This window comes from Leifsonia sp. TF02-11, from assembly GCF_017565305.1.
Lineage (GTDB): Bacteria > Actinomycetota > Actinomycetes > Actinomycetales > Microbacteriaceae > Leifsonia.
In genome coordinates, this window is sequence record NZ_JAGEKP010000004.1 from 488270 (window position 1) to 507910 (window position 19641).

Here is a 19641-nt window from a genome sequence, read left to right on the forward strand (position 1 = left end):
TGTGACATGCAGACGAGGGAGGCCTAGGTGAGCGCCGCGCGCTTCTCCTTCACCGTGCTCGCGTACACGTCGACGTACTCCTGAGCGCCGAGGCCGTGCAGCGCGTACATGATCTCGTCGGTGACCGACCGCAGGATGAAGCGGTCGCCCTCCATGCCCTCGAACCGGGAGAAGTCGAGCGGCTCGCCGATGATGATGCCGATGCGGCCGATCCGCGGCAGTCGCTTGCCGATCGGCATGATCTCCGCCGTGTCGACCATCGCGACGGGGACGACAGGGACCCCGGCCTCCAGGATCATCCTGGCCACCCCGGTGCGACCCCGGTAGAGCTTGCCGTCGGGGCTGCGGGTGCCTTCCGGGTAGATGCCGAGGATCTCGCCGCGCGCCAGCACCGCGAGACCGGTGTTCAGCGACGCTTCGGAGGCCTTGCCTCCCGAGCGGTCGATCGGCAGCTGGCCGGTCGCGTTCATGAACGCCTTCGTCGCCCAGCCCTTCAGGCCGCGGCGGGTGAAGTAGTCGCTCTTGGCGAGGAACGACACGTGCCTGTCGACGACGAGCGGCAGGAAGATCGAGTCGATGAACGAGAGGTGGTTGCTGGCGAGGATGACCGCGCCCTCCGCCGGGACGTTCTCGATCCCGACGACCCAGGGACGGAAGATCCCGCGGAGGATCGGACCCGCGATCAGGTTCTTCATCAGCCAGTAGAACATCGATCGAAAGCCTACTGCCCCTCGTGTCGTGACGGGAGAGGCGGCACGGCGACGCCTGGGACGGCTCCGCGGCTCACTGGGAGGCGTGCAGGCGCGCCAGGTCGGCCGCGCCGACGACGCCGGCGTCGTTCACCAGCTCCGCGATCTTGAACTCCGGCTCGGGGTGGAAGCCCCGCGCCGGCAGATTCTCGAGGTACGCCTGGCGGATCGGCTCCAGCAGCAGCTCGCCGGCCTGCGCGACACCGCCCCCGAAGACGAAGAGCTGAGGGTCGAGGATGGCACCGAGGCTCGCGCAGGCCTGGCCGAGCCAGTCGCCCAGCTGGCGGAGGGCCGCGAGCGCACCCGGGTCGCCGGCCATGATCAACGCGGAGATGTCGGAGCCGCTCAGCGAGCCGGTGCGGCTGCGCACGTCGGCGAGCACCTGGCCGATGCCGCCCGCGTCGGCCAGCTCGTTCGCCATGCGCTGCAGGGCCCGCCCGGAGCCGTACTGCTCGATGCACCCGTGCGCACCGCAGCCGCAGGGCAGGCCTCCCGGGACGACGCGCATGTGGCCGATCTCGGCGCCGGCGCCGAAACCGCCGCGGAAGAGGCGGTCGTTGCTCACGATGGCGCCGCCAACGCCGGTGCCGATGGTCAGGATGACCATGTCGCTCACCAGCCGCCCCACGCCGTAACGGAACTCGGCCCAGCCCGCCGCGTTGGCGTCGTTCTCGATGAGGACCGGGAGGTCGATCCGCTTCTCGAGCTTCTCGCGGAACGGCTCGTGCCTCCAGTTGATGTTGGGGGCGTAGTAGACGGTCGACTGCGCCGCGTCGATGAAGCCGGCCGCGGCCACACCGGCACCCGCGATCTCCTCCGGTCCGTCGGACAGGCGCTCGATCATCGCGACGACGGCGTTCTCGATCTCCTCCGGGCGGCTGGCATCGGTGGGCACGCGGTCCTCGCGGACGATCGCGCCGAGCTCGTCGACGACCGCACCGGCGATCTTGGTCCCGCCGATGTCGATTCCGATGGCGTGCACAGGCGAGCCCCTTCCGGGTTGGCGCGGTCAGGCGGGTGGGTGTGAGGCGCGGGACGAGCCGGTCGGAGGAGACTCACTGCCGCACCATCTAGAGTGTAATCAACCACTGCGAGCCGAAGCCATTCGGCCCGATTGCCCGCCCGCCCGGTATCGAGGGAGCTACCGTGAATCAGTTCGAAATCCCCGCACTCGTCCCCGCCGACCCGGAGGCCAACGCGACGGACCTGCTCGTCCAGCGTGTCGCGGCCACCCCGGACGCGCCGCTGTTCAGCCTCCCGGACGGCGATGGCTGGAAGGACGTCACGGCCGCCGAGTTCCACCGCCAGGTCATCGCCCTGGCGAAAGGCATCGTCGCCGCCGGCATCCAGCCCGGCGACAAGATCGGCCTGATGTGCAAGACGCGCTACGAGTGGACGCTGATCGACTTCGCGACCTGGTTCGCCGGCGCCGTGCTCGTGCCCATCTACGAGACCTCCTCCCCCGCCCAGGTGCAGTGGAATATGTCCGACTCCGGCGCCGTCGCCGTGATCCTGGAGGACGCGGAGATGTTCTCGCGGTTCGACGAGGTGCACCCCGACCTCCCGCTCATTCAGAACGTCTGGCAGCTGCACCTCGGCGACCTCGAGAAGCTCGTCAACGCGGGCGCCGACGTTCCCGACGAGGAGATCGAGCGGCGTAGGAACCTCGCCCGCGGCGAGGACATCGGCACGCTGATCTACACCTCCGGTTCGACCGGGCGCCCCAAGGGCTGCGTGCTGACGCACTCCAACTTCGTCGAGCTGTCGCGCAACGCCGCAGAGGCGATCAAGGATGTCGTGTCGCCGCCCGGGGGCGCGTCGACGCTGCTCTTCATCACCACGGCACACGTCTTCGCGAGGTTCATCGCGGTGCTGGCCGTCACCGGCGGAGTGAAAGTGGGTCACCAGGCCGACACCAAGCAGCTGCTGCCCGCACTCGCCAGCTTCAAGCCCACCTTCCTGCTCGCGGTGCCTCGCGTGTTCGAGAAGGTCTACAACTCCGCGGAGCAGAAGGCGGAGGCCGGCGGTCGCGGCAAGATCTTCCGCGCGGCCGCCCAGGTCGCGGTCGAGCACTCGAAGGCCGTCGAGGCCGGGTCGGTGCCGTTCGGACTGAAGCTCAAGTTCGCGCTCTACGACCGGCTGGTGTTCTCGAAGCTGCGTGCAGCCATGGGCGGCCGCGTGAAGTACGCGGTTTCCGGCTCCGCGCCGCTCGGGTCGCACCTGGGCCACTTCTACCACAGCCTCGGCATCAAGATCCTCGAGGGCTACGGCCTCACCGAGACCACAGCGCCCGCGACGGTCAACCGCCCCGACATGTTCAAGATCGGAACGGTCGGCCCCGTCCTCCCCGGTGTGGCGGTGCGCCTCGTCGAGGACGGCGAGATCGAGGTCAAGGGCATCAACGTCTTCAAGGAGTACTGGAAGAATCCGGAGGCGACGGCCGCCGCTTTCGACGACGGCTGGTTCCGCACCGGCGATCTGGGCTCGCTGGACGACGACGGGTATCTGACGATCACCGGTCGCAAGAAGGAGATCATCGTCACCGCCGGAGGCAAGAACGTCTCCCCCGCGGCGCTCGAGGACCCGATCCGCGCCAACCCGCTGGTCAGCCAGGTGATCGTCGTCGGGGACCAGAAGCCGTTCATCGCCGCGCTCATCACGCTCGACACCGAGATGCTGCCGACCTGGCTGGCGAACAACGGCGAGGACAAGGACATGACCCTCGCCGAGGCCTCCGTGAACCCCGCGGTCAACGCAGAGATCCAGCGCGCGATCGACACCGCGAACCAGGGCGTGTCGCGAGCCGAGAGCGTCCGCAAGTTCGTCATCCTGGCCACCGACCTGACCGAGGCCAGCGGCCACCTGACGCCCAAGCTCAGCATCAAGCGCAACGTCATCCTCGCCGACTTCGCCGACGTCATCGACGGCGTCTACAGCGGCAACCCCAGCACCCAGGGCATCTCCCTCGCCCACTAGCCCCGAGATTCGTCACGAATGTCGACTTTCGTGCCACGAATGTCGACATTCGTGACGAATCTTCTGAGGCGATCGCGGAACGCGTCGCGGTTTCCGAAGAGGTCGTGCGCGGTCACGCGCACAACACGCCAGCCTTCGGACTCCAGGACGTCGCGACGCTCGATGTCGAGGTGCCATTGACGTCGATCCACTCGATGCCCGTCACCTTCGTACTCGAAGGCGATGCGATGCTCGGGGATGCTCAGGTCTGGATGCAGGATCGTCCGGCCCCGGCGCAGCGAGACCGCGCGATTGACTTCGAGTCCGGTGAAGCCGTCCGCCTCCAGAAGCAGACGGAGGAGGGATTCCGGTCGGGAGTCGGCGCCGAAGCGGATGCGCGGCAGCGCCCACAGACGCTCGCGGGATCCTTTCGTCCGGTGCAGTTCGTCGGCGGCATCCACGAGTTCATGGATCTCTGCGAGAGGTTGCCGCCCGCGCGCACCGACGAGATGGTCTCCGGCCGCGACGAGATCTTCCCGGTCGAGCACTCCGGAGAGCTGACACCACACCTGTGCGGGCACACAGAGCGGCAGACCGTCGACGAGCTCGCCGGTCACGCTCCCGAGGCTGTGGCCGAGAACGCCCCGCCCCCGCGGCGGGGTGCGGGGAAACGCGACCGAGATGTGCAACGGCCCTTCGGCCAGCTCCGAGGGGAGCGGGACGTCGAGAAGCGCAGCCGCCGTCTGATGACTGAAGAAGGCGCCCTCCGACATCAGTGGCAAATACGCCAGGCACAGCTCGCGGACGCCGCGTGGCGCGCTCGCCACGTGCACCGAATGGAACGGACGGTGAGCGGAAATGGTGCGCATCTCCTCATCGTCGCAACGGCACGCACCGTCGCCCCCCTCATCGACCAATCTGTGGAGAACCCGCCACAGGGCCCCGCCTGTGAACAACACATTCGTGACGAATCTCGACATTCGTGCCACGAATCTCGACATTCGTGACGAATGTCAACGATCGCACGGCGAGCGGGATTCGTCACGAATGTCGAGATTCGTGGCACGAAAAGCGGGATTCGTGACGAATGTGGAGATTCGTGGCACGAAAAGTGGGATTCGTGACGAATGTCGAGATTCGTGGCACGAAGGGTGGGATTCGTGACGAATGTCGAGATTCGTGGCACGAAAGGTGGGATTCGTGACGAATCTCGTGAGGGCGTGTCGGCGGCTAGTGGTGGTCGCGCCAGGAATGGGTGGGGGCGTAGCCGAGGATGCGGCGGGCCTTGTCGATGGAGAGGAGGGTGTCGTTGTTGTCGAGGTCGTCGCGCTTCAGCGGGACGCCGGGGAAGACCTCGGCGACGAGCTCGGCGTTCGGGCGCGTCATCACCGTGTCGGCCGCCGCGATGATGAAGCGGTCGAAGCCGGTGGTGTCCCACTCCAGCGCACGGAGCACGGCCTGCGCGCCGTCACGCGCGTCGATGTAGCCCCACAGATTCCACTTGCGCGCCCGCGCGTCGGCGTCGAACGACGGGAACGCCGCGTAGTCGGCCGGGTCCATCACGTTCGAGAACCGGAGCGCCACGATCTTGAGCGCGGGATCCCAGCGCACGAGCTCGATCGCCATCTGCTCTTCGAGGTGCTTCACCAGCGAATAGGTGGACTCTGGCCGGGCCGGGTAGTCCTCGTCGACAGGGATGTACGGCGGCGGCACGTCGAACGGGAGGCCGAGCACGGTCTCGCTCGACGCGTACACGATGTTGCGGATACCGGCACGGCGAGCCGCCTGGAACACGTTGTACGTGACCCGGATGTTGTTGTGGAAGGTCGCGACGTCGCTCAGGATGGCCGGAGCCGGAATGGCCGCCAGGTGGACGATCGCATCGAACCCGCCGTGGAGGTCGTCGACGCCGAGGATCGCGTCCAGCGTCTGCCCGTAGTCCGTGAGATCGACCTGCGCGAAGCCGCGCCCGCGCTCCCCCGTCGCGTCCAGATTGACGACGGTGTGGCCCGCCGCGCGTAGTTCGCGCACGACGGTGCGTCCGAGCTTTCCCGATCCTCCGGTGACTGCGATGTCCATGGGTTCGAGTCTAGACGCGAGCTAGAACCAGTCGCTCTCGCGCACCTGGCGCATCGCCTCGCGGCGGGTCTCCTTGTCGAGCCGGTCGAGGTAGAGCTTGCCGTCCAGGTGGTCGGTCTCGTGTTGCAGGGCCTGCGCCATCACGCCCGTGCCCGACAGCTCGATCTCGTTGCCCTCCAGGTCGATGCCGCGCACACGCGCGAACGGATAGCGGGCCGTCTTGAACCACAGGCCGGGCACCGAGAGACAGCCCTCGTCGACCAGCTCCGGCTCACCGGAGACCTCCACCAGCTCGGGGTTGATGATGTAGCCGATCTCGCCGTCGACGTTGTAGCTGAACGCCCGGAGTCCCACGCCGATCTGCGGTGCGGCGACGCCCGCGCGACCCGGAGGCACGACGCTGTCGATGAGGTCCTCCACGAGGCCGCGCACGCCCTCGTCGATCTCGAGAACCGGCTCGGACGGGGTCTTCAGCACGGGGTCGCCGAACAGGCGGATCTGGCGTTCGGTCACGGGGATCTCCTCGAAGCGCGCACAGCGCGATGGCAGCGGACGGGGTCAGGCGCGCTCGGCGGGCAGGCCCTCGACCACGAGCGCGGCCAGCGCGCGGGCGGAGAGCTTGGTCAGCGGCTTGAGGTCCTTCCAGGACACCACCGAGCCGGCGGCGAGCTGCGGGTCGTACGGGATGCGGACGATCTCGCGCACGCGCGAGCGGAAGTGCGACTCGATCTCCTCGAGCTTCACCAGGTTCGTGGCGTGCGTCGCGGTGTTGAGCGCGACGACCGCGTTGCGGACGAGGTCCGTGTAACCGTTGGCCTCCAGCCAGGTGAGCGTCTCGGAGGCGAGGCGCGCCTCGTCGACGCTGCCGCCGGAGACGATCACCAGCGAGTCGGCGCGCTGCAGAGTCGCGCGCATCACCGAGTGGACGATGCCGGTGCCGCAGTCGGTCAGCACGATCGAGTAGAAGCGGGCCGACAGGTCGGCCACGACGTTGTAGTCGTTCTCGTCGAAGGCCTCGGACAGCAGAGGGTCGGTGTCGGAGGCCAGGATGTCGAGCCGGGTCTCGTCACGGGACACCAGTGCGGAGAAGTCGGTGAATCCGCCGATGCTCGCGGCCTTGTGCACGACATCGCGCACGGTCGCCCTGGTCTGCTTGGGAACGCGCTCCGACAGCGTTCCGCGGTCGGGGTTCGCGTCGATCGCGATGATGCGGTCTTCGCGCGCGTCGGCCAGCGCCATCCCGAGCAGTGTGGTGACCGTGGTCTTGCCGACGCCGCCCTTGCGGGTGAGCACGGGCACGAACCGGGTGCCGCCCTCGAACTGCTTCTGGATGCGGTGGTCGAGCTCCTTGCGCGCCCGCACCTTCGCCGAGTCGCCCAGGTTGACCGTGCGGAACGTGACGTTGTACACGAACCGCTGCCACGGTCCTTCGGGGCCCGGACGCGTCTTGCGGTTGACCTCCAGCAGGCGGTCGGCCGTCAGCATGGCCGCGGGCTCGGGCTGCGGCGAGTGCTCGCCGCGCAGCCGGTCGCGCCGCGACTGGCCGAACGCCTCCGCGTGCGAATCGGACGCGGGGAGCGGGACCTCGTCGCCGCCCGCCTCCTGCTGCGTGGGCGTCGGAGCCGTCGTCAGCCGGGAGGCCACGATCGCGACGGAGGTGGTGGTCGGATCGGTCGGCGACTCCACGAATCCCGGGTCGACGGGCACGTCGTCGATCGCGACGGCGGCCTCGTCCTCCGGGATCTCCTGCGGCGGGGTCGGCGGCAGGTCGACGGCGATGCTCAGCGTCGTGTCGACCTCGAGCGGGGACGGGCGGAAGCTGAGCTTCTCGCTCGTCGACTCGAGGTCGCCGCGTTGCGGCTCCTCCGGCTTGTCAGCCACGGTGGTCACTCCTTCTGCCGCTCGACGTGAGACGACTGCGACAGTTTATCGGGCAGGTCAGGCGGGGGTGATGACGACCAGGAGGTCGCCCGCATCGACCTGCTGGGTCTTCGGGATGGCGAGGCGCTCGATCGTGCCGGCGACGGGGGCGGTGATGGCCGCCTCCATCTTCATGGCCTCGATCGACGCGACCGACTGGCCGGCGGCCACGACATCGCCCGGCACGACGTGGAGGGTGACCACACCGGAGAACGGTGCGGCGACCTGGCCGGGCTTGGCGGTGTCGGCCTTCTCGGCCGCCTTGGCCTCCACGACGATGCTGCGGTCGCGCACGAACACCGGCCGCAGCTGGCCGTTGAGCGTGGTCATGACCGTGCGCATGCCCTTCTCGTCGGCCTCGCCGATGGCCTCCAGTCCGATGTAGAGCCGCACGCCCTTGCTGAACTCGATGACGTGCTCCTCGCCGGCGCCCAGGCCGTACAGGTAGTCGACCGAGTCCACGACGGAGAGGTCGCCGAACAGCTCGCGCATCTGCTCGTAGATCCGCGTCGGGGCCGGGAACAGCAGTCGGTTGAGCGCCGCGCGGCGCGAGGCGCTCGAGCCCTCGAGAGCCTCCGCGTCGGTCGACGAGATCTCTTCGACGCCGACCTTGATGGTCTTGCCCGCGAGCACCTTCGTGCGGAACGGCTCCGGCCAGCCGCCGGGCAGCTCGCCCAGCTCGCCCGCCATGAACCCGACGACCGAGTCGGGGATGTCGTAGTTCTGCGGGTTCTCCGCGAAGTCGTCGGGGTCGGCGCGCACGGCCGCCAGGTGCAGCGCGAGGTCGCCGACGACCTTCGACGACGGCGTCACCTTGGGGATGCGTCCCAGGATGCGGTTGGCGGCGGCGTACATGTCCTCCACCAGCTCGAAGTCCTCGGCGAGGCCCAGCGCCTTGGCCTGCTGACGCAGGTTGGAGAGCTGGCCGCCGGGGATCTCGTGCTTGTAGACGCGACCCGTGGGGCCGGGCAGTCCCGACTCGAACGGCCGGTAGACCTGGCGGACGGCCTCCCAGTACGGCTCGAGGTCCTCCACCGCCGACAGCGAGATGCCGGTGTCGCGATCGGTGTGCGCGAGCGCGGCGACGAGTGCGGAGGCGCTCGGCTGGCTGGTGGTGCCCGCCATCGGCGCGCTGGCCACGTCGACTGCGTCGGCGCCGGCGCGTGCGGCCGCGAGCAGCGTCGCGAGCTGTCCGCCCGGAGTGTCGTGGGTGTGCACGTGCACGGGGAGGTCGAACCGCTCGCGGAACGCCGCGACCAGCTTCTCCGCCGCGGCGGGGCGCAGCAGACCCGCCATGTCCTTGATCGCGAGGATGTGCGCGCCGGACTCCACGATCTGCTCGGCGAGCCGCAGGTAGTAGTCGAGCGTGTACAGGTCTTCCGCCGGGTCGAGCAGGTCGGCCGTGTAGCAGACCGCGACCTCGGCGACGGAGGTGCCGGTGGCCAGCACCGACTCGATCGCCGGGCGCATCTGCGACACGTCGTTGAGCGCGTCGAAGATCCGGAAGATGTCCACACCGGTCGCCGCGGCCTCCCGCACGAACGCGTCGGTCACCTGCGTCGGGTACGGCGTGTAGCCGACGGTGTTGCGGCCGCGCAGCAGCATCTGGATGTTGATGTTCGGCAGCGCCTCGCGCAGGGACGCGAGCCGCTCCCACGGGTCCTCGCCGAGGAAGCGCAGCGCGACGTCGTAGGTCGCGCCTCCCCAGGCCTCGACCGAGAGCAGCTCGGGCGTGAGCCGTGCCACGTAGGGCGCGACGGCCAGGAGGTCCTTGGTGCGCACGCGCGTCGCCAGCAGGGACTGGTGGGCGTCGCGGAAGGTGGTCTCGGTGACCGCGAGCGCGGTCTGGGCGCGGAGGGCGTCGGCGAAGCCCTTCGGGCCCAGCTCCAGCAGGCGCTGGCGGGAGCCGGACGGCGCAGGCACACCCAGGTCGATGCGCGGGAGCTTCTCGACCGGCGCCGCGACCTCCGGACGCGGACCGTTGGGCTGGTTGACGGTGACATCGGCCAGCCAGTTGAGCACCTTCGTGCCGCGGTCTTTGGAGGCGCGGCCCTTGAACAGCTCAGGGCGCTCCTCGATGAAGGACGTGGAGACGTTGCCCGCGATGAAGTCCGGGTCCTCCATGACCGCCTGGAGGAACGGGATGTTGGTGGCGACGCCGCGCACGCGGAACTCGGCCAGGGCGCGGCGTGCCCGCAGCACGGCGGCCGGGAAGTCGCGGCCGCGCGTGATGAGCTTGGCCAGCATCGAGTCGAAGTGCGGGCTGATCTGCGCGCCCGGGTTGATCGTTCCGCCGTCGAGGCGGATTCCGGCGCCGCCGGGCGAGCGGTAGGTCGTGATCTTGCCGGTGTCCGGGCGGAAGTTCGCCGTCGGGTCCTCGGTGGTGATGCGGCACTGGAGCGCCGCGCCGCGCATCTGCACCGAGTCTTGGCTGAGGCCGAGGTCGGCGAGCGTCTCGCCGGCCGCGATGCGGATCTGCGACTGCACCAGGTCGACGTCGGTGATCTCCTCCGTGACCGTGTGCTCGACCTGGATGCGCGGGTTCATCTCGATGAACACGTGCTGGCCGGCGCGCTCCCCCGCGGTGTCGAGCAGGAACTCGACGGTGCCCGCGTTCTCGTAGCCGATCGAGCGCGCGAAGGCGACGGCGTCGCGGTAGAGCGACTGACGGATCTCGTCCGAGAGGTTCGGGGCGGGCGCGATCTCGACCACCTTCTGGTGGCGGCGCTGCACCGAGCAGTCGCGCTCGAACAGGTGGATGGTGTCGCCGGTGCCGTCGGCGAGGATCTGCACCTCGATGTGGCGGGGGCGGAGCACCGCCTGCTCGAGGAACATGGTGGGGTCGCCGAACGCGCTGTCGGCCTCGCGCATGGCCTCTTCGAGCGACGCGCGGAGGTCCTCCTTGCGGGCGACCCGGCGCATGCCGCGGCCGCCGCCTCCCGCGACCGCCTTGGCGAAGATCGGGAACCCGATCTCGTCCGCGCCCGCCAGCAGCTCCTCGATGTCGCGCGACGGCGGCGTCGACTTGAGGACGGGGACGCCCGCGGCGATCGCGTGCTCCTTCGCCGTGACCTTGTTGCCGGCCATCTCGAGCACCTCGGCGCGCGGGCCGATGAACGCGATGCCGGCGGCGCGCGCGGCGTCCGCGAGTTCGGGGTTCTCGGAGAGGAAGCCGTAGCCGGGGTAGATGGCGTCGGCGCCCGACTCCTTGGCGACGCGGATGATCTCCTGAACGTCGAGGTAGGCGCGCACCGGGTGGCCGGGCTCTCCGATCTGGTAAGCCTCGTCCGCCTTCAGCCGGTGCATCGAGTTGCGGTCTTCGTACGGGAAGACGGCGACCGTGGCGGCGCCCAGTTCATAAGCGGCGCGGAACGCCCTGATGGCGATTTCTCCGCGATTGGCAACGAGGATCTTACGGAACATGGGGACCTTTCGAGCAGGGGTCGGCACCACACAGCAAACGGTTAGGTACTCCAAGACTAGTGAAGGTAACGTGGCTGTCGTGCACGTACTCAGCGTTAGTTCCCTCAAGGGCGGTGTCGGAAAGACCACGGTGACGCTCGGTCTGGCCTCTGCCGCCTTCGCGAAAGGGCTCAGGACGCTCGTCGTCGACCTCGACCCGCAGTCGGACGTCTCTACCGGCATGGACATCCAGGTCGCCGGTCATCTCAACGTCGCCGACGTGCTCGCCTCGCCCAAGGAGAAGATCGTCCGCGCGGCGATCGCGCCGTCGGGCTGGACCAAGGGTCGTCCCGGCAAGGTCGACGTCATGATCGGCAGCCCGTCCGCCATCAATTTCGACGGCCCGCACCCGAGCATCCGCGACATCTGGAAGCTCGAGGAGGCACTCGCCAACGTCGAGCACGACTACGAGCTGGTGCTCATCGACTGCGCCCCGTCGCTCAACGCGCTCACCCGCACGGCGTGGGCCGCGAGCGACCGGGTGGCCGTCGTCACCGAGCCCGGCCTGTTCTCGGTGGCCGCCGCCGACCGCGCGCTGCGCGCGATCGAGGAGATCCGCCGCGGCCTCTCGCCGCGCCTCCAACCGCTCGGCATCATCGTCAACCGCGCGCGTGTGCAGTCGCTGGAGCACCAGTTCCGCATCAAGGAACTGCGCGACATGTTCGGCCCGCTGGTGCTCTCGCCCCAGCTCCCGGAGCGCACCTCGCTGCAGCAGGCACAGGGTGCGGCCAAGCCGCTGCACGTCTGGCCGGGTGAAAGTGCGCAGGAGATGGCGCACAACTTCGACCTCCTGCTCGAGCGCGTCCTCCGCACCGCGAAGATCGGCGAGTACGCCGTCGCGGGCTCCTGACCCGACAGCCGAGTACGCCCGAATCCGACGAAAAACCGTCGACTACGCAGACAGTTCGCGTACTCGACGGTTCTCGGGGCGTTCTGGGCTCAGGAGGCCTTGAACTTGGCCGCGCGGCGCGCGGCGAGCTCATCGAGGTCGTCGCCCTGGGTGTCGAGCTCGACGAGGGACGACTCCACCTCGCGCAGCACCTTGCCGACGGCGATGCCGAACACGCCCTGGCCGCGGCTCACGAGGTCGATGACCTCGTCGTTGGAGGTGCAGAGGTAGACGCTGGCGCCGTCGCTCATGAGGGTGGTCTGGGCCAGGTCGTTCACGCCGGCCTCGCGCAGCTGGTTGACCGCCGTGCGGATCTGCTGCAGCGAGATGCCGGTGTCGAGCAGACGCTTGACCAGCTTGAGCACGAGGATGTCGCGGAAGCCGTAGAGGCGCTGCGAACCGGACCCCGCTGCGCCGCGAACGGTCGGCTCCACGAGCCCGGTGCGCGCCCAGTAGTCCAGCTGGCGGTAGGAGATGCCGGCTGCGCGGGCGGCGACGGCGCCGCGGTAGCCGTTGGCGTCGTCCATCTCGGGCAGGCCGTCGGTGAACAGCAGGCCCAGGTCGTACCGGGCGGCGCCGCTGTCACGACTCAATTCGCTCATGCTGCCTGCCTCTCGCCCGGGTCCTTCGGATCCTGCGTCTCCGAATGAGCCGCTTCATCAACGGTACCCATCCCCCGGTCCCCGGGCAACGACATCCGACAATCGTCGTCGGCGTGTCGGGGCTCAGGGCCGAAGACGCTCGAGAGCGGCGCGGATGATGCTGCCGCGCACGACGTCGAGCTGACCGGCGATCTCGCGCGCCAGCTCGGCCGTCTGCGGGCGCGACGTGACGTCGTTGCGCCGCGCCAGCGGCACCAGAGCGGTCTCGATCAAGCCGATCTCACGCTCTGCCGCGGCGCGGAATCCACGCAGATGGCGCGGCCCGATCCCGGTGCGGGCGAGCTCGGCCAGCGCGCGCAGCACGGTCAGCGCCTCCTCGCCGTAGACATCGGCGGGCACGATGAGGGAGGCGCTCACGGCCTCCTGGAGCAGCTCGGGGGTCGCCCCGGCCTCGTGCAGCAGTTCGTCGCGCTGGAAGCGGCGACCGGCCGACAGCATCGACGTGGCCGACGATGCCGACGCGCCACCGGGGATCGGCGGGTCACCCCCGGCGTCGACCTCTGCGAGGTACTTCTTGATCACCTTCAGGGGGAGGTAGTGGTCGCGCTGCATCGCGAGCACCGTGTGCAGCCGCTCGACATCGGCGGGCGAGAACTTGCGATAGCCCGACGCGGTCCGCGACGGGGTGACGAGCCCGCGCTCCTCGAGGAACCGGAGCTTCGACGACGAGAGGTCGGGGAACTCCGGCGTGAGCCGCGCGAGGACCTGGCCGATCGAGAGCAGTGCGGGCGAGGCGGCCGGGGCTCTCGCTGCTTGCCGGGCCACGAAGAGCGGCCCTAGCCGTTCGCCGCGGCGGCGAGATCTTGGCGGGACGCGTAGAACGTGAGCCGGAACTTGCCGATCTGGACCTCGGACGAGTCGCTGAGCAGGGCGCTCTCGATGCGCACGCCGTCGTAATACGTGCCGTTGAGCGACCCCAGGTCGCGGACCTCGAAGGCCGTGCCGCGACGCGTGAACTCCGCATGACGACGCGACACCGTCACGTCGTCGAGGAAGATGTCGGCGTTGGGGTGGCGTCCGGCGCTGGTCACGTCGGCGTCGAGGAGGAAGCGAGCTCCCGTGTTCGGACCGCGTCGCACGATGAGAAGAGCCGACCCGGACGGCAGGGCGGCAATCGCCTCCTGCTCCTCTGGGCTGATCACGCCGTCGACCGGGAACATCTTGGAGACGAACTCCTCGCCGAAGCGTGCTGTCGTGTCCTCGTTCCCCGTCGCGGAATCGCGCAGGGGGTTCGCGGCGTCGCGACCGTCGTCGTCTCCGGCGGGGAAACTCTCGGCCGGGTTGTTCTCGTCAGGCACCGTCAACCTCCTCTCGATCAAGCCTATCGGAATGTGGGCCGCTGTCATCGGCCGGAAGACGGATGACCCGGGCCGTCTCGCGAATGTAGACGATTCCCGCCCACCAGTACAGGAACGCTCCCCAGAGCGCGAACGCCCAGCCGAGCGGCAGGGAGTAGGGAGCGAGCGGCGCGAACGCCTCGCCCAGCATCAGGAGCGGGAGCGCCCAGAACAGGCAGAAGGTGGCCACTTTTCCGAGGTGGTGCACCGGGAGCGGTCCGAAGCCATGGTTCGCGAGGATGACGCCGAGCACCGCGAGCATGACGTCGCGCGCGACGATGACCGCCACCAGCCACCAGGGGATGACCTCCCGCCAGGCGAGGCCGACGAGCGCGGCGAAGATGTAGAGGCGGTCGGCGGCGGGGTCGAGGAGCTGGCCGAGTCGCGAGACCTGGTCGAGCTTCCTGGCCAGCCAGCCGTCGAGGAAATCGGTGATGCTCGACACGATGAGGACGCCGAGCGCGAGCGCGTCCTCCCCCACGATCACGAACCACAGGAACACCGGGACCAGAGCGAGCCGGAAGAAGCTGAGAGCGTTCGGGACCGTCCACACGCGCGAGCTCACCGCGCCGACACCATCCACGTTTCCACTCTAGTGACCGCTTGTCCCCCATCGCGCGTCGATGTGCCCCCTAGGATGTGGGGCGTGGAGCCCTTCATCGTCTGTCTGTGGATCCTCGTCGGCGTGTGCGCCGCCACCTGGGTGCTCTCGCTGATCACCGGCGAGCACTCGTGGGTCGATCGGATCTGGTCGATCGTGCCCGTGGCGTACGTGTGGGTGTTCGCCGGCGCTGCCGGCCTCCAGGACGCCCGGCTGAACCTGATGGCGGGCCTGGTCACGCTGTGGGGAGCGCGGCTCACGTTCAACTTCGCGCGCAAGGGCGGCTACGCGCCCGGCGGGGAGGACTACCGCTGGGAAGTGCTGCGCGGGCGGATGGGACGCGGGGCGTTCGCGCTGTTCAATCTGTTCTTCATCGTGATCTACCAGAACGTGCTCCTGCTGCTGATCGCGCTTCCCGCCTGGACTGCGTACCTGCACCCGACGCCGCTGAACGCGCTCGACATCGTCTGCGTCGTGCTCTTCCTGCTGTTCCTGGCGGGCGAGACGATCGCCGACCAGCAGCAGTGGAGCTTCCACCAGTGGAAGAAGCGGGAGGTCGCAGCCGGCTGGCAGCCGAGCCCGCGCTTCCTGCAGACCGGGCTGTTCCGGTTCTCGCGGCACCCGAACTTCTTCTTCGAGCAGGCGCAGTGGTGGGTGGTCTTCCTGTTCGGCTGCGCCGCCGCCGGTTCGATCCTGCAGTGGACGGTGATCGGCCCGCTGCTGCTGACCGGCCTGTTCATCGGCTCGACCGTGTTCACGGAGAGCATCTCGCGCTCGCGCTATCCCGAGTACGCGGACTACCAGCGACGCACGTCGCCGATCGTCCCGTGGTTCCCGCGCCGCGGCGGCGAGACGGTCACCGCGCGGTCGTGACGGCGCGAGCCGGACGCGGGAAGGCCTCCCGCATGTGGTCGGAGTCGAGGTAGTCGGCGACGCCGATGAGGATGAGGCTGAACACGATCTGCTCCGTCACCATCCAGAGCGGATACAGCCCGGGGATCGCCGCCATCACGAGCGTCACGACCGGGAAGATCTTGGAGAACAGCCGCAGGCGCGAATACGCCCAGTAGTAGCCCTTCTGGGCGCGCCAGGCGAAATAGAACAGTGTCACGGTCATGCCGAGCACGACCACCGAGCGCATCCAGACGGCGAACGGCACGGCCGCACCGTGGAGCGTGAGGACGAGTGCGATGACGACCGCGGTCGTTCCGATGACGAGTTCGGCGAGCAGCAGCCAGGCGATGACGATGAACGCGCGGCGTGTGCGCGGGTGGTCGCGCCCCTCCTCGGGGACGGTGTACCCGGCGTGGCGGCCGCCCGCGATCCGGTCGAGCCGTCGGAGCAGGGATTCCATGCATCCACGGTAACGCGACGCGGCTGCGAGCGCTTCCACCTTTCGATGGATCCAGCGCGTACGGTGGGGATATGTCCTGCATCCGCTTCAACACCCCCGCCCAGCGCCAGGCCATGCGCGACCACCGTCCCGCGATGCTCACGGCCGAGGAGGCCGCTGCGCTGCATCCTGCGCCGGAGTTCACCGAGAGCAAGCTGCGGCGGCTGCGGCTGCTCGCGTCCGACCCGAACCCGAAGATCCGGGAGGCCGTCGCCTCCAGCTACAACACGCCGGAGGACCTGTTCCTGACCCTGGCGAACGATCCGGACGAGGGCGTGCGCGGCTGCGTCGCCAAGAACGAGGCGACGCCGTGCGACATCCTGCGCTCGCTCGCGAGCGACCGCTCGGAGACCGTCAGGGGCTGGGTGGCGGTCAACTATTACGTGCCGGCGGACGTGATGGAGAAGCTGGCGAAGGATCGCTCCAGGACGGTGCGCAGCCTCGTGAAGTGGAAGGCGCAGCTGGCCGAGGAGGACCAGACGGAGACACCCGCCGCCGCGGAGCCCGCACTCCGGCCATGACGAGCGTCCGCGTCGACGCCTGGGCCTGGGCCGTGCGCCTCTACAAGACCCGGTCCGCCGCGTCGGACGCCTGCAAGGCCGGCCACCTGAAGGTCAACGGCGACCGCGCGAAGCCGTCGCAGCAGGTGAAGGTGGGCGACGAAATCCGCGCGTACGTGGGCGGCGGCGAGAAGATCTACATCGCGCGCAGGCTCATCGTGAAGCGCGTGGGTGCCGCGGTCGCCGCCGAGTGCTTCGAGGACCGCACGCCGCCTCCCCCGCCGAAGACCGAGGCGCCGTCGGACGTCACCCGCGAGCGCGGTGCCGGCAGACCCACCAAGCGCGACCGGCGCCTGATCGAGCAGCTCCGGGGTCGCTGATGGCGGTGGCGCGCGTCGGCATCTCCGGGTGGACCTACCCGCCCTGGCGCGGTGTCTTCTACCCGAAGGGGCTGCCGCATCGCGCCGAACTCGAGTATGCGTCGTCGAAGCTCGACTCGATCGAGATCAATGGCAGCTTCTATGCGCTGCAGAAGCCGTCGAGCTACCGCTCCTGGGCCGAGAACACGCCCGACGATTTCGTCTTCTCCGTGAAGGGCGGCCGCTACATCACGCACATCCTGCGGCTGCGCAACGCGCGGGCGGCGCTGGCCAGCTTCTTCGCGTCCGGGGTGCTCGCGCTCGGACCCAAGCTCGGGCCGATGCTCTGGCAGCTGCCGCCGAACCTGCCCTTGGATCCGGAGACGCTCGACGCGTTTCTCGCGTTGCTGCCGACGACGGCGGCCGAGGCGCGGACGCTCGCGGCCGAGACCACGCTGGAGGAGGGCCGCATCGATCTGATCTCCGGCGGCGAGCGACACCTGCGGCACGCGGTGGAGGCCCGGCACCCGAGCTTCGCCGACCCGGAGTTCGTCCGGATCGCGCGTGCGCACGGTGTCGCCGTCGTCCTCGCGGACACGGCCGGGCGCTATCCCGTGATCCGCGAGGTGACGGCCGACTTCGTCTACGTGCGCCTCCACGGCGACGAGGAACTGTACGCCAGCGGGTACACCGATGAGGCGCTGGACCGCTGGGCCGGCGAGCTGCGCGGGCATCTGGAGGCCGGGCGCGACGTCTACGCGTACTTCGACAACGATCTGAAGGTGCGCGCACCCTACGACGCGATGGGACTGCGCGACCGGCTGCGCTGAACGCGGCCGGTCGTCTCCGGTCAGTTCTGCAGGACCGAGATCACGTTGCCTGCCGGATCGCGGAACCACGCGATGTCCGGTCCGCGGTCGACGGCCTTGCCGCGTGCGATGCCCTTCTCGTCGGTCGGCAGCGCGTCGTCGTCGTAGATCTTGGTCACGACGCCCTTCGCGTTGAGCTCGTCGACGGCCGCGTCGATGTCGGCGACGACGAGGTTGAGGATGGTGAAGCTCGCGGGCTGGTGGTCAGGCTTGGGGTAGACGAAGACATGGCTGCCCGCGGGGAGCGCGATGTCGAGGTTGCCCATCGGGCCGTCGGTGACGTCGAGGCCGAGTGCGTCCCGGTAGAACGAGCGCGCCGCATCGATGTCGTTCACGCTGAATCCGCTGAAGATCTCGAGAGTGGTGACCATGCGATCCACTCTGCCCCGAGCCGACCCGCGAGTCTAGACGAAGCGGACCGCTTCCTGCAGCCGTGGCCGCAGTTCGAACGCCCGGTCGACGCTCTCGCGGCCCGCCGCGTCGGCGCCGTCGCGCAGGATCTTCGGCAGCAGCGATCGCCGCACGACCAGCGACCCGGACAGCCGCCCGCGCTGGACGACGTCGAACGGCACGGCGAGCGCGTCGTCGGGGACGACGACGATCAGGCCGGTGAAGCGGACCCCTGCCTGGCGCGCGAAGCTCTTGGCCGATGCGTGGAGCTCGTGGAACGGCTGCTCCTCGCGGCGGATGCCTGCACCCGTGAGTTCACCTTTGGCGAGCTTGACCTCGCTCCCCCAGTCGGCGGAGCGAACGGCGAACAGGCCGGCGGGGCCGAGCACGATGTGGTCGAGCTTGGCATCCGTCGCCGGGTGCACCGCGACATCATTCCAGATCGTGAAGCCGATGCCCAGGCCAGAGACGGCGCGGGCCGTCGCCTCCTCGGCGAGCGCCTCCGCCAGCAGCATGCGGATCTCGCGCGGCGCCGAGCGCACGAGCCCGGGGTCGTACGGGTCGGCGTCGGAGCCGCGGCCCATCCATTCACGCATGAGGGTCAGGAACCGCTCGCGCGCCCGTCCGCCCGGGTGCCCGTAGCTGCGCGCCCGCACGGTGGCCCCGCGCGCGGACGCGCGCGTCGCGTGGAAGGTCGCGCTGAATCCTCCGCCGCCGGACTCTCCGGAGACGGCGTCGACCATGAGGCTCTCGCCGCGGTCGTAGCGCGCGCGGTCCTCCGGGTCGCCGACGAGCTCCCATGCCGCCTGCACCGCCTGGAAAGCCGCTGCCGTCCCGCCGGTGTCCGGGTGCGTGGCGCGGGCGAGGCGCCGGTAGGCGCGGCGCAACTCGTCCTGGCTGACGGTCGCACTGACCCCGAGCACCTCGTACGGGCTCGGCGCGGCGGGACTGTCGGTCATGGTTCACGACACTATCGGGCGGATCCGCGAGTTCGCTTGATTTCCGGTGTGGGCGCAATGTGATTGAGGACGGAATCTGACCGCTAGCCCTCCTACGCTGGAATCACAGGAACGGACAACCGAAAGGGCAGGAATCATGACCATCAGCGATTGGCGTATCGAGCTCATCATCGTCCCCGTCACCGATGTCGACCGGGCCAAGGCCTTCTACGTCGACGCGCTCGGCTGGAACGCGGACCACGACCAGGTCGTCTCCCCCACCCTCCGGTTCGTGCAGGTGACGCCTCCCGGTTCGGCCTGCTCGATCGCGTTCGGCCTGGGACTGACCGACATGGTCCCCGGCACGATGAAGGGCCTGCAGATCGTCATCCCGGACGCCGACGAGGCGCTCGCCCACCTGCGCGAGAACGGAGTGGAGGCCGTCGGCGTCGACGAGCAGTCCTGGGGGCGGTTCGTCTACTTCACCGACCCGGACGGCAACGGCTGGAGCCTGCAGCAGATGATCCCGAGGGACTAG

The 19641-nt window shown here is 69.2% G+C and carries 21 protein-coding genes; 7 read left to right on the top strand and 14 right to left on the bottom strand.

What is annotated here, in order from left to right:
• Positions 1 to 23: 23 nt before the first annotated feature.
• Both JNB50_RS08135 and JNB50_RS08140 read right to left on the bottom strand, forming a co-directional pair.
• Complete coding sequence (locus JNB50_RS08135) at positions 24 to 710, bottom strand: 1-acyl-sn-glycerol-3-phosphate acyltransferase (protein WP_208039584.1); 687 nt, start codon at positions 708 to 710, stop codon at positions 24 to 26.
• Positions 711 to 783: 73 nt separating this feature from the next.
• On the bottom strand, positions 784 to 1731 hold the full coding sequence (locus tag JNB50_RS08140; protein ID WP_208039585.1) for an ROK family glucokinase: 948 nt from the start codon (positions 1729 to 1731) through the stop codon (positions 784 to 786).
• Between the two features lie 164 nt (positions 1732 to 1895).
• Here JNB50_RS08140 and JNB50_RS08145 point away from each other — a divergent pair, with 164 nt between their 5' ends.
• Positions 1896 to 3725 carry a long-chain fatty acid--CoA ligase gene (locus JNB50_RS08145; RefSeq protein ID WP_208039586.1) on the top strand — a complete coding sequence of 610 codons (1830 nt, stop codon included), beginning with the start codon at positions 1896 to 1898 and terminating at the stop codon, positions 3723 to 3725.
• On the opposite strand, the gene JNB50_RS08150 is transcribed toward JNB50_RS08145, so the two are convergent.
• The 5 genes from JNB50_RS08150 to JNB50_RS08170 all read right to left on the bottom strand — a co-directional run bounded on the left by JNB50_RS08150 (position 3722) and on the right by JNB50_RS08170 (position 11126).
• A complete protein-coding gene (locus JNB50_RS08150) occupies positions 3722 to 4573 on the bottom strand; it encodes an endonuclease domain-containing protein (protein WP_208039587.1) in 852 nt (283 codons plus the stop codon). The genes JNB50_RS08145 and JNB50_RS08150 overlap by 4 nt on opposite strands.
• Before the next feature lie 361 nt (positions 4574 to 4934).
• Positions 4935 to 5783, bottom strand: coding sequence for an NAD(P)-dependent oxidoreductase (locus JNB50_RS08155; protein WP_208039588.1), 849 nt, complete (start codon positions 5781 to 5783; stop codon positions 4935 to 4937).
• A 21-nt stretch (positions 5784 to 5804) separates the two neighbouring features.
• Positions 5805 to 6296 carry a peptide deformylase gene (gene def, locus JNB50_RS08160; RefSeq protein ID WP_208039589.1) on the bottom strand — a complete coding sequence of 164 codons (492 nt, stop codon included), beginning with the start codon at positions 6294 to 6296 and terminating at the stop codon, positions 5805 to 5807.
• 45 nt (positions 6297 to 6341) lie between these two features.
• The gene (locus JNB50_RS08165; protein ID WP_208039590.1) at positions 6342 to 7664 is read right to left on the bottom strand and encodes a MinD/ParA family protein; all 1323 of its coding nucleotides are present in this window, start codon (positions 7662 to 7664) and stop codon (positions 6342 to 6344) included.
• Between the two features lie 57 nt (positions 7665 to 7721).
• Positions 7722 to 11126: a pyruvate carboxylase gene (locus tag JNB50_RS08170; protein ID WP_208039591.1), complete on the bottom strand. Its 3405-nt coding sequence runs from the start codon at positions 11124 to 11126 to the stop codon at positions 7722 to 7724.
• Between the two features lie 70 nt (positions 11127 to 11196).
• Between JNB50_RS08170 and JNB50_RS08175 the strand changes: the two genes are divergently transcribed.
• Positions 11197 to 12015, top strand: a complete 819-nt coding sequence (locus JNB50_RS08175) for a ParA family protein (RefSeq protein ID WP_208039592.1) — start codon at positions 11197 to 11199, stop codon at positions 12013 to 12015.
• 89 nt (positions 12016 to 12104) lie between these two features.
• On the opposite strand, the gene JNB50_RS08180 is transcribed toward JNB50_RS08175, so the two are convergent.
• The 4 genes from JNB50_RS08180 to JNB50_RS08195 form a co-directional block, all read right to left on the bottom strand.
• A complete protein-coding gene (locus JNB50_RS08180) occupies positions 12105 to 12656 on the bottom strand; it encodes a MerR family transcriptional regulator (protein ID WP_208039593.1) in 552 nt (183 codons plus the stop codon).
• Positions 12657 to 12779: 123 nt separating this feature from the next.
• Positions 12780 to 13481, bottom strand: a complete 702-nt coding sequence (locus JNB50_RS08185; RefSeq protein ID WP_208039594.1) for a MerR family transcriptional regulator — start codon at positions 13479 to 13481, stop codon at positions 12780 to 12782.
• Positions 13482 to 13492: 11 nt separating this feature from the next.
• Positions 13493 to 13942, bottom strand: a complete 450-nt coding sequence (locus JNB50_RS08190) for an FHA domain-containing protein (RefSeq protein WP_208039695.1) — start codon at positions 13940 to 13942, stop codon at positions 13493 to 13495.
• Positions 13943 to 14006: 64 nt separating this feature from the next.
• On the bottom strand, positions 14007 to 14636 hold the full coding sequence (locus JNB50_RS08195) for a CDP-alcohol phosphatidyltransferase family protein (RefSeq protein ID WP_208039595.1): 630 nt from the start codon (positions 14634 to 14636) through the stop codon (positions 14007 to 14009).
• Between the two features lie 63 nt (positions 14637 to 14699).
• Here JNB50_RS08195 and JNB50_RS08200 point away from each other — a divergent pair, with 63 nt between their 5' ends.
• Positions 14700 to 15527 (top strand): DUF1295 domain-containing protein, encoded by an 828-nt coding sequence (locus JNB50_RS08200; RefSeq protein WP_307794643.1) that lies wholly within the window; start codon positions 14700 to 14702, stop codon positions 15525 to 15527.
• On the opposite strand, the gene JNB50_RS08205 is transcribed toward JNB50_RS08200, so the two are convergent.
• Positions 15511 to 16008: a hypothetical protein gene (locus JNB50_RS08205; RefSeq protein WP_208039597.1), complete on the bottom strand. Its 498-nt coding sequence runs from the start codon at positions 16006 to 16008 to the stop codon at positions 15511 to 15513. The genes JNB50_RS08200 and JNB50_RS08205 overlap by 17 nt on opposite strands.
• A gap of 71 nt (positions 16009 to 16079) precedes the next feature.
• Here JNB50_RS08205 and JNB50_RS08210 point away from each other — a divergent pair, with 71 nt between their 5' ends.
• The 3 genes from JNB50_RS08210 to JNB50_RS08220 are packed head-to-tail and all read left to right on the top strand — an operon-like array spanning position 16080 to position 17736.
• Complete coding sequence (locus JNB50_RS08210; RefSeq protein WP_208039598.1) at positions 16080 to 16568, top strand: hypothetical protein; 489 nt, start codon at positions 16080 to 16082, stop codon at positions 16566 to 16568.
• Positions 16565 to 16927: an RNA-binding S4 domain-containing protein gene (locus JNB50_RS08215; RefSeq protein ID WP_208039599.1), complete on the top strand. Its 363-nt coding sequence runs from the start codon at positions 16565 to 16567 to the stop codon at positions 16925 to 16927. Before JNB50_RS08210 ends, JNB50_RS08215 begins: the two co-directional genes overlap by 4 nt.
• Positions 16927 to 17736, top strand: coding sequence for a DUF72 domain-containing protein (locus JNB50_RS08220; RefSeq protein ID WP_208039600.1), 810 nt, complete (start codon positions 16927 to 16929; stop codon positions 17734 to 17736). The genes JNB50_RS08215 and JNB50_RS08220 overlap by 1 nt, the downstream gene beginning before the upstream one ends.
• 20 nt (positions 17737 to 17756) lie before the next feature.
• Here the strand turns inward: JNB50_RS08220 and JNB50_RS08225 are convergent, their stop codons facing one another.
• Positions 17757 to 18146 (bottom strand): VOC family protein, encoded by a 390-nt coding sequence (locus tag JNB50_RS08225; RefSeq protein WP_208039601.1) that lies wholly within the window; start codon positions 18144 to 18146, stop codon positions 17757 to 17759.
• 33 nt (positions 18147 to 18179) lie between these two features.
• Positions 18180 to 19124, bottom strand: coding sequence for a nuclease-related domain-containing protein (locus JNB50_RS08230; RefSeq protein ID WP_208039602.1), 945 nt, complete (start codon positions 19122 to 19124; stop codon positions 18180 to 18182).
• A gap of 136 nt (positions 19125 to 19260) precedes the next feature.
• Between JNB50_RS08230 and JNB50_RS08235 the strand changes: the two genes are divergently transcribed.
• A complete protein-coding gene (locus tag JNB50_RS08235; RefSeq protein ID WP_208039603.1) occupies positions 19261 to 19641 on the top strand; it encodes a VOC family protein in 381 nt (126 codons plus the stop codon).